We start from the raw sequence: 12,517 nt of genomic DNA, 5'->3' as shown, positions 1-12,517 counted from the left end.
CGTTCGTGGCCATCCAGTATTCGCCGTTCCGCATGAACGTGCGCGACATCCTGAACCGTCCGGGCGAGATGCGCGAGCACCGATTCCAGGTGCCCGCGCGCGAGCCCTTCGGAGAGGGACTCGTCGCCGTGCGCGAGGGTTCCGAACTCGATCTCGACGTGCGTCTGGAATCCGTTCACGAGGGCATCCTCGTGAGCGCGAGCGTCGATACGGTGGCCGAGGGGGAGTGCGGTCGATGCCTCATCGACATCGCCCTGCCTGTCGAAGTCGAGTTCCAAGAGCTTTTCGCGTATCATTCTGGAGAAGCTTTCGAGTTCGAGGTTCAAGACGACCACGTGGATCTTGAACCACTCATCCGAGATGCGGTAGTGCTGTCACTGCCGTTCCAGCCGGTCTGCCGGCCGGACTGCCCGGGTCTCGACCCAGAGACCGGGTTGCGACTGGCTGATCATCCGGAACTCGACTCCCCGAATGTGCGCGATCCTCGATGGGCCGCGCTCGCAGGGTTCCAAGCTTCCGAAGACCAGGGCCCGGATGTCGCATCCGACGCCGACCCGAAGAGAGATTGAGAGAGTGTCATGGCTGTTCCCAAGCGGAAGAAGTCGCGAGCAAACACCCACGCGCGTCGTTCGCAGTGGAAGGCTGAGGTTCCCACGTTGGTGAAGACCGTCGAGAACGGCAAGGTCACCTACAGCCTCCCTCACCGCGCGAAGGTCGTCGAGGACTCGGCGGGCACCCCGCTGTTCCTCGAGTACAAGGGCCGCAAGGTCGCCGACGTCTAGTCGACGCCTGACGCAGCATCGACCGGTCGTGACGCGCACGGAGCGCAGAGGGCTCGAGAAGCCGAACCTCGAAGAACTGCAGCAGAAGCTGCACATCGAGATCGATCCCGAGTTACTGCTCCTGGCGCTCACGCACCGGTCTTTCGCGTACGAGAACGGCGGCATCGCGACGAACGAGCGGCTCGAGTTCCTCGGCGACTCGATCCTCGGGCAGGCCGTGACCGTGCGGCTGTTCCGCGATCACCCCGACCTCGACGAGGGCGAACTCGCCAAGCGAAGGGCGAGCCTGGTCTCCAGTGCGGCACTTGCCGAGGTGGCGCGCTCGATCGGACTCGGACCCTACATCCGGCTCGGCCGCGGCGAGACCCTCACCGGTGGCGCCGAGAAGCCGTCGATCCTCGCGGACACGGTGGAGGCCATCATCGGCGCCGTCTACCTCGACGGCGGCGGAGACGTCGCGACGCCGTTCGTGTTGAGCCTCATCTCGCCGCTCATGCTCGACCCCGATCGGTTCGGCGCGTCGATGGACCCGAAGACGAGCCTCCAGGAGATCGCGGCGAAGCGCAACGTCGCGCCGCCGGTCTACACGGTCGTCGAGAGCGGGCCCGACCACCACAAGCACTTCGTCGCCACCGTCGTCGTCGGCGCGCTGGTCACGGCCTCGGGCGAGGGCTCGAGCAAGAAGCAGGCCGAGATGGCGGCAGCCCTCGAGGCCTGGACGTCGCTGAACTCGGCCTGAGCCTCCTCCGTGCATCCGTCGGGCCGAGCGTCATACTGGGTGGCAGACGGTTCGAGGGAGTGACGCATGCGCCGAGGCACCAACGTCCATGCCCTCGGCGGCTTCAACCAGATCGTCATCCTCGACACCATCCGCCGCAGTCGCGAGGGCCTCAGCCGTGTCGAGATCGCCGAGCAGACAGGGCTCAGCGCGCAGACCGTGTCGAACGTCTCGCGCCGGCTCCTCGACGACGGCGTCATCCGCGAGGCGGGTCAGCGCATCCTCGGGGTCGGCAAGCCCCGCATCATCCTCCAACTGGATCCCTCGGGCGGCTATGCGATCGGGGTGCACCTCGATCCGTCGGTCGTGACCTACGTGGTCCTCGACCTCGATGGCAGGGTGGTCGCGCACAGCGCCTCGACGACGCCCTCGGATGTCGCTCCGGACCTGATGGTCGAGCGCATGCGGGAGTCGATCGACGCGATCATCGTCGAAGCGGGCGTGGACCCCGCCAGGATCCTCGGAGTCGGCATCGCGGCGCCCGGCCCGCTCGACCTGGAGCGCGGCGTCGTCCTGGACCCGCCGCTGCTCGAGGGCTGGCACGGCGTCGCCCTCCGGGACGCATTGGCGGAGGCGACGGGGCTCGTGGTCCTGCTCGAGAAGGACGTGACCGCGGCGACGATCGCGGAGTTGTGGACGGGGTCGTCGCACGAGCGCGATGACTTCATGTTCTTCTACTACGGCACCGGCGTCGGGCTGGGCCTGGCGATCGGCCACGAGGCCGTGCGCGGTGCGACGAGCAATGCGGGCGACATCGGCCACCTCATCGTCGATCCGGATGGACCTCTGTGCAGTTGCGGCCGCCGCGGGTGCCTCGGCGATGCGATCATGCCGCGGAGCGTCGTCGCCGGCGCGATCTCGACGGGGCTCATCGGTGCGCATGCGGGCCGGCCCGACGCCGTGGAGGTCGACGAGGCCCTCGCGCGCATCGCACTCCTGGCGGAGTCGGGCGACCGCGGGGCATCCGCAGCGCTGGAGGTGGTGGCGGCGCGGATCGCGGTCGCCGTCGTGACGGTCGCGAACCTGCTCGACCTCGACACGGTCGTGTTCGGCGGCCCGTACTGGAACCACATCTCCGGATCGGTCCTCGAGCGGATCTCGGTCCTCGTCAACACGTCGCCGGCGCTCGTGACCACGCATCCGATCGCCGTGACGGTGTCGAGCATCGGCAACGACGTGGCGGCGGTGGGCGCGGCGTGCCTGGTGCTCGATGACGTCCTCTCGCCGCGGCCCTCGGCGCTCCTCATCACGACCTGACGCGGCGGGTCCGGTCGACCACGGTGCTCGTGCACGTGGTGGGGAAACGGTTGACATGGATTAGTCCATGCGTTTTAGTTATACGCATCGGACCCCCCGATCGGGTGACAGCGGGGGACATCACTTGGAATCAAAGGAGATCCATGATGAAGAGGCGCCTCAACGGAGCGCTCGCGATCGCGACGGCTTCGGCGCTCGCGCTGGCAGGCGCGGCGGTCGCACCCGCAGCGGTCGCCGCTCCAGTACCCGCAGGGCAGACGGGGCACGGCCATCCCGCAGTGGATCGCGTGCTGAACTCGGTTCGCGCCAACGCCGCCTTCCGGGCGATGCAGGAGCACTTCTCGGTCGACGACGGCAGCGGCCTCTACCTCGAGCAGGTTCCCGCGGAGGCCGACGACCGGCCGTACGCGTTCGAATGGCCGTTCTCCCAGGCGCACATCGCCATCGCCGACCTCGCGAACCAGCCACTGACCGGGCACCGCTACGACGATGACCTCGCGACCGCGGCCGCCGCGCAGGAGCACTACTGGGACGCCGACGGCGGCACGACGGGCCTTCCCGGATACGCCTCCTACCCGGTCGGCGCGTACGGCGACGGCGGCGACTACTTCTACGACGACAACGAGTGGGTCGGCCTGCTCGACGTGCAGCGCTACCTCACCGACGGCGATGAGGCGGCGTTGGCCCGCGCGGAGGAGATCTTCGCGCTCGTCGTCTCCGGGTGGGACACCGACCCGACGCACCCGAACCCGGGCGGCGTCTTCTGGACGCAGGCGCCCTGGAGCAGCGACCGCAACACCGTGTCGAACATGCCGGGCGCGCAGCTGGGCCTGCGCCTGCACCAGATCACCGGTGAGCAGTCCTACCTCGACTGGGCGCTGAAGATGTACGACTGGACGAACGAGAACCTGCAGCGTCCCGACGGGCTGTACTCCGACCACGTCGACCTCGCCGGGGTCATCGAGCCCACGGTGTGGTCGTACAACCAGGGCGTCCCCGTCGGGGTCAACGTGCTGCTCTCCCAGGTGACGGGCGAGCGTCGGTATCTCGACGAGGCGAAGCGCATAGCGGAGGCCGCGTACCGCTACTACGTCACCGAGGGACGCCTCGACGACCAGCCCGCATTCTTCAACTCGATCTTCTTCAAGAACCTCCTGCTCCTCGAGTCCGAGACCGGCGGGTCGACCTATCGCACGGCGATGCAGGACTACGCCGACCGCGTGTGGGCCGAGCAGCGCGATCGCTCCACCGGCCTGTTCGTCTTCGAGGGCGAGCACACCCAACTGCTCGAACAGGCTGCGATGACCCAGATCTACGCGGTCCTGGCCTGGTCGCCGCGCCAGTGGCGCGACCTGTACTGAGACGGCGGATGCCGCCGGCATCCGTTCGACCACCGAGACCGTCCGCCGGCAGCAGTGAGGCCATCGGCGGGCGTCCACCAGAGGTACTCACAAGGAGATTCGATGAAGCGCACCATCACGGCCGCCGCGTTCGCCGCGGCCGGCCTGCTCGCCCTCTCGGGTTGCTCGGCCGACGACGGCGGGTCATCCGACACCATCAAGGTCGCCTACCAGAAGTTCGGCACCTTCACCCAGCTCGATGACCACATGAAGCAGGTCAAGGCCGACTTCGAGGCCGAGAACGAGGGCATGACCGTCGAGCTCGTGCCCATCGAGGCGCAGCAGAACGACTACTTCACCAAGCTCGCGCTCATGAACAAGTCGGCGTCCACGGCACCCGACGTCATGTACGAGGACACGTTCATGGTCGAGTCCGACGCCGACGCCGGGTACCTGGCGCCCCTCGACGAGTACACGGCCGAGTGGGAGGACTGGGATCAGTTCTACGACAACGCCAAGAGCGCGGGCCTGGGCGGCGACGGCAAGACCTACGGCATCCCCATGGGAACGGACACCCGCGCGCTCTGGTACAACACCGAGGTCTTCGAGCGGGCCGGCCTGCCCGTCCCGTGGGAGCCGAAGACCTGGGACGAGGTCCTGGATGCCGCGGCGAGCGTCAAGGCCGAGCTGCCCGACGTGGTGCCGCTGAACGTCTACTCGGGCAAGGCGCAGGGCGAGGCGGCCGCGATGCAGGGCTTCGAGATGCTGCTCTACGGCACGGGCGACACGTTGTACGAGGCTGACTCCAAGAAGTGGGTCACCGGCTCGCAGGGCTTCGTCGACTCGCTGGCCTTCATCGAGGACCTGTACCAGGGCGGGCTCGGCCCGACCCCCGAGCAGGCGCTCGACAAGAACGTCGGGAACCTCGTCTCCGCCGAATGGTTCCCGCAGGGCGAGCTGGCCATCGGCCTCGACGGGTCGTGGCTCAGCGGAACGTGGCTCGAGACCGGCACGGCGCCGTGGCCCGAGTGGAGCGAGGTCATGGCCCAGGCGCCGATGCCCACCCAGGAGGGCCAGGAGCCGGGGGCGACCAGCATGTCCGGCGGGTGGACCCTCGCGATGGGCTCGAAGTCCGCGAACAAGGATGCCGCGTGGGACTTCATCGCCCTGGCGCTCGACAAGGACAACTCGCAGTCCTACGACATCGCGGCAAGCCAGATCGCGGTCCGCGGGGATGTCTCCGAGGACCCCGACTACCAGGCGGCCAACCCCACCTTCGGGTTCTTCTCCGAGATCGTCGAGGTCACGAACTTCCGACCGGCGACGAGCGACTACGGCCAGATCTCGAGCGAGATCACCATCGCCATGGAGGCGGTCATGACCGGTCAGCAGTCGCCGGAGGAGGCCGCCGCCGCCTACGACGACGCGGTCGCCGGCATCGTCGGCGAAGAGAACACGACGAGCGCGAAGTAGCCAATGTCGACGCTCGCAGCGGCGCCGCCCGCGACCGCGCCGGGCCGGGGAGATGCTCCCCGGCCCGGCCGGCGGAGGGCCGGGGCCCGCAGGTCGCTCGTGCGCAGCATCCCGCTGCTCCCGGCGATCGTGCTCCTCGTCATCTTCCTGCTCGGCCCCGTCATCAGCTCGTTCTACGGCTCGTTCACGGATGCCTCCCTCACGGGCGCCTCGGCGCAGGGCTCGTCGTTCGTGGGATTCCAGAACTACGCGGAGTTGTTCGCCGACCCCGACTTCCCGAAGTCGGTCATGCTGACGCTCGTGTTCCTGGTCGCCTCGGCGATCATCGGCCAGAACGTCATCGGGCTCGGCCTCGCGCTGCTGATGCGCTCCTCGAGCGGGATCGCGCGGGGACTGGTCGGCACCTTCGTCGTGACGGCCTGGGTGCTCCCCGAGATCGTGGCCTCGTTCGCCGCCTACGCGTTCTTCAACGACACCGGCACGCTCAACACGATGCTCGCCTGGGCGGGGCTCGAGGGCACCAACTGGCTCTACGCGACCCCGATGCTCGCGGTGATCCTCGCCAACATCTGGCGTGGCACCGCGTTCTCGATGCTCGTGTACTCGGCGGCGCTCCAGGACGTGCCCGCCGAGATCACCGAGTCGGCGGAGGTCGACGGGGCGCGGGGGTGGCAGCGGCTCGCGTTCATCACCGTGCCGATGATCCGGCGCAGCATCACCACCAACCTCATGCTCACGACCCTGCAGACCCTGTCCGTGTTCACGCTGATCTTCGTGATGACCGGCGGCGGGCCGGGGACCGACAGCTCCACCCTGCCGGTGCTCGCGTACCAGGAGGCGTTCCAGTTCGGACAGCTCGGATTCGGAACCGCGATCGCCACCATCCTGCTCCTGGTCGGGGCGCTGTTCTCCATCGTCTACCTGCGCGCGCTCAAGCCGGAGGCGGACTGACCATGGGCATGACCTCTCCCAGCCGTCGAAGCCTGCGTCTCGTCTCCAACGGCGTCCTGCTCCTCGTCGGCCTGGCCTTCGCCCTGCCGCTCGTCTGGCTCGTGCTCGCCTCGCTCGACGAACGGGCGACCCTCTCGATCAAGCTGCCGGACGAGCTCTCGCTGCAGAACTTCGTCGAGGTCATGACGCCCGAGAAGGCGTTCATCCCGCTGATGAACAGCCTGATCCTCTCGGCCGGGTGCGCCGTGATCACGGTCGTCGTCGCGGTCCTGGCGGCGTATCCGCTCTCGCGCTACCGCATGCGCATCAACAAGCCGTTCCTCTACGGCGTGCTCTTCGGCACCTGTCTCCCGATCACGGCGATGATGGTGCCCGTCTACAGCCTGTTCGTGGCGTTCAACCTCATCGACTCGATGGCGGGCACCATCCTCTTCCTCGCCGCGACGAGCCTGCCCATGGCGATCTACATGACGAAGAACTTCATGGACGGCGTGCCGGTCACGCTCGAGGAGGCGGCGTGGATGGACGGCGCCTCCATGATGTCGACGCTGACGAGGATCGTCGTCCCGCTGATGCGCCCGGGCCTCGCGGTCGTGTTCATCTTCGTGTTCATCGGCGCCTGGGGGAACTTCTTCGTCCCGTTCGTGCTGCTCCTCTCGCCGGACAAGCTGCCGGCGGCGGTGAGCATCTTCGCCTTCTTCGGCCAATACGGTTCCGTCGCGTACGGCCAGCTCGCCGCATTCTCCCTGCTCTACTCCGTGCCCGTCATCGCCCTGTACGTCCTCGTCTCGCGGGTGCTGGGCGGATCGTCCGCGCTCGCGGGCGCCGTCAAGGGCTGATCGCACCCGATCCGATTGGAACCCACTCCATGCACGACAACTCCTCCCTCGTCCGCGCCCGCATCGCCCGCTTCGTCGAGGAGCGCGTGAAGCCGGCCGTCCACAGCGCGAGCGCACCGCTCTCGCTCACCGCCTGGGAGGTGCCCGACGAGCCGGTGCCGTTCGCGGAGGCGGTGACGCAGCGATTCGACCCGTTCGAGGTCGGGTCGACCTGGGGCAAGCCGTGGGGGACCACGTGGTTCCACGTCACCGGGGAGGTGCCGGTCGGCTGGGATGCGTCCGAGCGGTCGATCGAGGTGCTCGTGGACCTCGGCTTCCTCTCGGGCCAGGCCGGGTTCCAGGCCGAGGGCCTCGTGTTCGACCCCCGGGGACGCATCCTCAAGGCGATCGAGCCGTTCAACAACCACGTCCCGATCGAGGTGGGGCCCGGCGGCCGGATCGACCTCTACATCGAGGCGGCGTCGAATCCGGATGTCGGGAGCGACTGGAGCTTCCGACCGACGGCGGTCGGCGACAAGGCCACCGCGGGAACCGATCCGATCTACCGGCTCGGCCGGGTCGATGTCGCGCTGCGCGAACCGGAGGTCTGGGAGCTCGAGATGGACATCTGGACCCTGATGGGCCTGATGGACGAACTCGGCGACGACCTGCCTCGCACCGCCGAGATCCGACGCGCCCTCGAGACGGTCGTCGATCGCATGGATCCCGACGACGTGGCCGGCACCGCGGCCGTCGGGCGCGCGATCCTGGAGCCGGTGCTCGCGAAGCCGGCATATGCCAGCGCCCACCGGGTGGTCGCGGTCGGACACGCGCACATCGACTCGGCCTGGCTCTGGCCGGTGCGCGAGACCGTCCGCAAGTGCGCCCGCACCTTCTCCAACGTGCTCGACCTGATGGACCGCGACGAGGGCTTCGTCTTCGCCGCCTCGTCGGCCCAGCAGTACGCCTGGATGAAGCAGCACTATCCCGACCTGTTCGAACGGATCCGCGCACGCGTGCTGGAAGGCCGCTTCGTGCCGGTCGGCGGCATGTGGGTCGAGTCGGACACGAACATGCCCGGGGGCGAGGCGCTCGCGAGGCAGTTCGTCGCGGGCAAGTCGTTCTTCATGCGCGAGTTCGGCATCGAGCCGCTCGAGGTCTGGCTGCCCGACTCCTTCGGGTACACGGCGGCCCTGCCGCAGATCGCGACCGCGGCGGGGTCCCGGTACTTCCTCACCCAGAAGACGAGCTGGAACGAGACCAACACGATGCCGCACCACACGTTCTCGTGGGAGGGCATCGACGGGTCGCGCATCTTCACGCACTTCCCGCCGGTCGACACGTACAACTCCGTGCTCTCGGGCGAGGAACTCGCGCGGGCGCAGCGGCAGTATGCGGAGAAGGGAGCGTCGAACGTGTCGCTGGTGCCCTTCGGCTTCGGCGACGGCGGCGGCGGGCCGACCCGCGAGATGGTCGCCGCGGCCGCCCGGACCGCGTCGCTCGAGGGATCGCCGACGGTCGAGGTCGCCTCGCCGCACGCCTTCTTCGAGGAGGCGGAGCGCGACTACCCGAACCCTCCGGTCTGGTCCGGAGAGCTGTACCTCGAGTTCCACCGGGGAACGTACACGTCGCAGGCGAGGACGAAGTCGGGCAACCGTCGCAGCGAGCACCTGCTGAGGGAGGCGGAGCTCTGGGCCGCCACCGCCGCGGTGCGTGCGGGCGCCGACTATCCGCACGAGCGCCTCGCGCAGATCTGGCAGTCGGTCCTGCTGCTGCAGTTCCACGACATCCTGCCCGGCACCTCGATCGCGTGGGTGCACCGGGTCGCCGAGGAGACCTACGCGCGCATCTCGGCCGACCTCGAGGAGATCATCGCCGAGGCGATCTCGGCGCTCGGCGCGCCCGCGCCCGGTGCAGAGGGGGCACCGGTCGCGTTCAACGCATCCCCGTTCCCGGTGGAGGGCGTCCCCGCGTTGGCCGCGGGCCCCATCGCGCCGGCCTCCGCGGTGGCGGCGACGCGCGACGAGCGCGGCGTGACGCTCGAGGACGACCGCCTGCGGATCACGATCGACGATCGCGGCCTCGTCGTCTCCCTCGTCGACGTGGCGACCGGGAGGAATGCCATCCCCGAAGGCCGGCCCGCCAACCTGCTGCAGGTGTTCAGGGACACCCCGACCCAGTGGGATGCGTGGGACCTCGACCAGCACTACCAGCGGTCGGGCACCGACCTGCTCGAGGCCGAGTCCGTCGAGGTCGTGACGGATGCCTCGGGGCGGCCCTCGGTCCGCGTCGTGCGACGGTTCGGTGCCTCGCGGGTGACGCAGGTCCTCGCGCTCTCGACGCGCTCGGCCGCACTCGAGATCGAGACCGAGGTCGACTGGCACGAGCGGCAGAAACTGTTGAAGCTCGCGTTCCCCCTCGACGTGCACGCCGAACGCGCGGCATCCGAGGTGCAGTTCGGCCATGTCCACCGGCCCACGCACGTCAACACCTCGTGGGATGCCGCACGGTTCGAGACCTGCGCGCACCGCTGGGTGCACGTCGCCGAACCGGGTTTCGGGGTGGTCGTCGCGAACGACTCGACCTACGGTCACGACATCACGCGCACGACGCGGGCGTCGGGCGGGACGACCACGCTCGTCCGGCAGTCGCTGCTCCGCGCCCCGCTCTTCCCGGACCCGTCCAGCGACCAGGGGCGCCATCGCATGCGCACGTCGGTGGCGATCGGCGCCGACGTGCTCGATGCGGCCCGGGTCGGGTACGCGCTCAACCTCCCGCTGCGCCACGTGGGGCAGGGGGCGGTGATCGAGCCGCTCGTGCGGACCGATTCGCCGGCCATCGTCATCGAGTCGGTGAAGCTGGCGGAGGACCGGTCCGGCGACGTGGTGGTCCGGCTCTACGAGGCGCGCGGCGCGCGCGCGGAGGGCGCGCTGCACGTCGGGTTCCAGTCGGCCGGCATCACGGAGACCGACCTGCTCGAGCGCGAGGTCGCCGAACCGTCGGCGCTGGTCGCCGCGGGGGACGGGACCACGAGGCTGCGCCTGCGTCCGTTCCAGCTCGTGACGCTCAGGCTCTCGCGACGCTGACGGCCGTCGCCCCGGGCGGCGACGGTACCCTCGAAGGATGCCCGAACTGCCCGAGGTCGAGGTCGTCCGTGCCGGCCTGGCGCCGGCCGTCACCGGCGCGCGCATCGCCGCCGTCGACGTGCTCGACGTCCGAGCGCTGACCCGACACGATCCCTCGTCCGGCGACTTCGAGCAGCTGGCGACGGGCGCGACGATCGGGGCCGCGGTGCGCCGCGGCAAGTTCCTGTGGCTGCCGCTCGACTCCGCCGGCGGGCCGCGGGCGATCGTCGGGCACCTCGGCATGAGCGGCCAGTTGCTGCTGCGGACGCCCGACCACCCCGGTGACGACCGGCACGCGCGCATCCGGCTGCACCTGGAGCATCCGGCGCACGGCGAACTGCGGGTGGACTTCGTCGACCAACGCACCTTCGGGTCGCTCGCGGTCGATCGCCTCGTGCCCACGGCCGACGCGGAGATCGCCGGCTTCAGCGGCGAGGCGACGGGGGAGTGGGCGCGCCTGGTGCCCACGCAGGTCGCCCACATCGCACGCGACCCGCTCGACCCGGCCTTCGACGACGACCTCTTCTTCCATCGGATGTCGCGGCGCGCCTCCGGGGTCAAGCGGGTGCTGCTCGACCAGGGGCTCATCAGCGGCATCGGCAACATCTACGCCGACGAGTCGCTGTGGGCGGTCGCCCTGCACGGCGAGCAGCCCGCGTCCTCCCTCACCCGCCGTCGCCGACTCGACCTGCTCCGCGCCGTTCGCGACGTGCTCGGCAAGGCGCTCGTCGAGGGCGGCACGAGCTTCGACGAGCAGTACGTGAACGTCAACGGCGAGTCGGGCTACTTCGCCCATTCGCTGAACGCCTACGGCCGGGCGGGCCTGCCCTGCCCGCGCTGCGGCACGCCGATGGTCCGCGAGGCGTTCATGAACCGGTCGTCGCACCGGTGCCCGCGGTGCCAGCGTCTGCGTCGGCCTCGTGCTGCCAGAGGGCGCTGAGCCCGCGCACGGTGAACCCGAGGGCGATGTTGATCGCGAGCATGTGCTCGTTCTCGTCCGCGTTCCAGGTGACGACCTCGGTGCGCTCGGGCGCCGCCCGGGCCAGGAGGGCGAGGTTCGCGACCTTCATCCGCATGCCGAGGCGGTGCCCGCGGTGCTCCTTCAGCACGATGGTGTCCCATTGGAACGCCGCGCTGGAGCCCGCGGGCAGTGAGAGCTCGGTGTAGCCCGCCACCCGGCCCTCGTCGGACACGGCGGCCGTGACCAGGGTGGTGCGGCGTCCGTCGAGTGCCTGCTGCTCGGTCGCCCGGACCCGCGCGGCGTCCCAGACCTCGATGTCGTAGGTCGCGGTGCCGGACGGAGGATCCGTGGACATCGCGGCATGGGCGACCGCGAGCTCGTCGAGCAGGTCGTCGGGAGCCCGGTCGATCCACGAGCGGAGCCGGTAGGTCGTCGCGGCGGCCTCATGCCGGGCGGATGCCTCGGCGAACTCCGCCGCGCGATCCGCGACCGGCAGCGCGCTCACGCGTTCGAGCTGCGCGAGCCGGAACCCGTGACGCAGCGCGAAGGCGGCGCCGGTGTCGCCCGCCGGGATCGAGCCGCTCCCGTCCCGCGCCTCCAGCCTGGGCCCGCGCAGGTCGAGGGCTTCCGCCGGGACATCCGACATCGCCGTGATCGTGGTGCGCCCGAGCCCGTCGGCGACCGCGCGCCCGGCGGCGAGCAGGGCGGTCCCGACTCCGACGCGCCTGGCCTCCGGCAGCACGCCGAGCGCGAGATCGACGGTCTCGGCCGCTGCGTCACGCTCCCACGTGCACTCGATGCGGCCGACGCACCGGTCACCGCTCCACGCGGCGAACGCCTGCCGGCCCTGGTAGCCGTCGTGGTACATCGGGAGGAGCTCGTACGCGTCGTACGCGAACCTCCGATGACCCCAGACCGATTCCTCGACGAGCGCGGCGGTCTCGGCCATGGCCTCGAACTCTGCGGCATCGGGCCCGCCGAGCGTCACGGGGACCGGGACGGGTCGGATCTCGATCGCCATGCGTCCTCCTC

11 protein-coding genes are annotated in these 12,517 nt (G+C 69.7%); 10 read left to right on the top strand and 1 reads right to left on the bottom strand.

From position 1 onward, the window contains the following. The first annotated feature begins 32 nt into the window (after window positions 1-32). The 10 genes from GQQ95_RS11680 (at window position 33) to mutM (ending at window position 11,464) form a co-directional block, all read left to right on the top strand. Window positions 33-569: a YceD family protein gene (locus GQQ95_RS11680; RefSeq protein WP_157427873.1), complete on the top strand. Its 537-nt coding sequence runs from the start codon at window positions 33-35 to the stop codon at window positions 567-569. Window positions 570-578: 9 nt separating this feature from the next. Further along, the gene (rpmF, locus tag GQQ95_RS11675; RefSeq protein ID WP_022887809.1) at window positions 579-782 is read left to right on the top strand and encodes a 50S ribosomal protein L32; all 204 of its coding nucleotides are present in this window, start codon (window positions 579-581) and stop codon (window positions 780-782) included. A gap of 76 nt (window positions 783-858) precedes the next feature. Then, the gene (gene rnc, locus GQQ95_RS11670; protein WP_425482576.1) at window positions 859-1,521 is read left to right on the top strand and encodes a ribonuclease III; all 663 of its coding nucleotides are present in this window, start codon (window positions 859-861) and stop codon (window positions 1,519-1,521) included. 66 nt (window positions 1,522-1,587) lie between these two features. Next, entirely contained in the window at window positions 1,588-2,817 is a 1,230-nt protein-coding gene (locus GQQ95_RS11665) for an ROK family transcriptional regulator (RefSeq protein ID WP_157427839.1), read from the top strand. Between the two features lie 146 nt (window positions 2,818-2,963). Beyond that, on the top strand, window positions 2,964-4,178 hold the full coding sequence (locus tag GQQ95_RS11660; RefSeq protein ID WP_212275406.1) for a glycoside hydrolase family 76 protein: 1,215 nt from the start codon (window positions 2,964-2,966) through the stop codon (window positions 4,176-4,178). Between the two features lie 102 nt (window positions 4,179-4,280). Then, window positions 4,281-5,630 carry an extracellular solute-binding protein gene (locus GQQ95_RS11655; protein WP_157427837.1) on the top strand — a complete coding sequence of 450 codons (1,350 nt, stop codon included), beginning with the start codon at window positions 4,281-4,283 and terminating at the stop codon, window positions 5,628-5,630. Between the two features lie 3 nt (window positions 5,631-5,633). Next, window positions 5,634-6,581, top strand: coding sequence for a carbohydrate ABC transporter permease (locus GQQ95_RS11650; RefSeq protein WP_157427836.1), 948 nt, complete (start codon window positions 5,634-5,636; stop codon window positions 6,579-6,581). Between the two features lie 8 nt (window positions 6,582-6,589). Next, a complete protein-coding gene (locus GQQ95_RS11645) occupies window positions 6,590-7,420 on the top strand; it encodes a carbohydrate ABC transporter permease (RefSeq protein WP_425482573.1) in 831 nt (276 codons plus the stop codon). A 29-nt stretch (window positions 7,421-7,449) separates the two neighbouring features. After that, the gene (locus GQQ95_RS11640) at window positions 7,450-10,485 is read left to right on the top strand and encodes an alpha-mannosidase (RefSeq protein WP_157427834.1); all 3,036 of its coding nucleotides are present in this window, start codon (window positions 7,450-7,452) and stop codon (window positions 10,483-10,485) included. Window positions 10,486-10,522: 37 nt separating this feature from the next. Further along, entirely contained in the window at window positions 10,523-11,464 is a 942-nt protein-coding gene (gene mutM / locus GQQ95_RS11635) for a bifunctional DNA-formamidopyrimidine glycosylase/DNA-(apurinic or apyrimidinic site) lyase (protein ID WP_157427833.1), read from the top strand. On the opposite strand, the gene GQQ95_RS11630 is transcribed toward mutM, so the two are convergent. Beyond that, window positions 11,391-12,506 (bottom strand): GNAT family N-acetyltransferase, encoded by a 1,116-nt coding sequence (locus tag GQQ95_RS11630; protein ID WP_157427832.1) that lies wholly within the window; start codon window positions 12,504-12,506, stop codon window positions 11,391-11,393. The genes mutM and GQQ95_RS11630 overlap by 74 nt on opposite strands. Window positions 12,507-12,517 lie beyond the last annotated feature (11 nt).

The organism is Agromyces salentinus, assembly GCF_009749395.1.
GTDB lineage: Bacteria > Actinomycetota > Actinomycetes > Actinomycetales > Microbacteriaceae > Agromyces > Agromyces salentinus.
The sequence above is the reverse complement of the archived record's forward strand: the minus strand, read 5'-3'. Positions and strand labels throughout refer to the sequence as shown.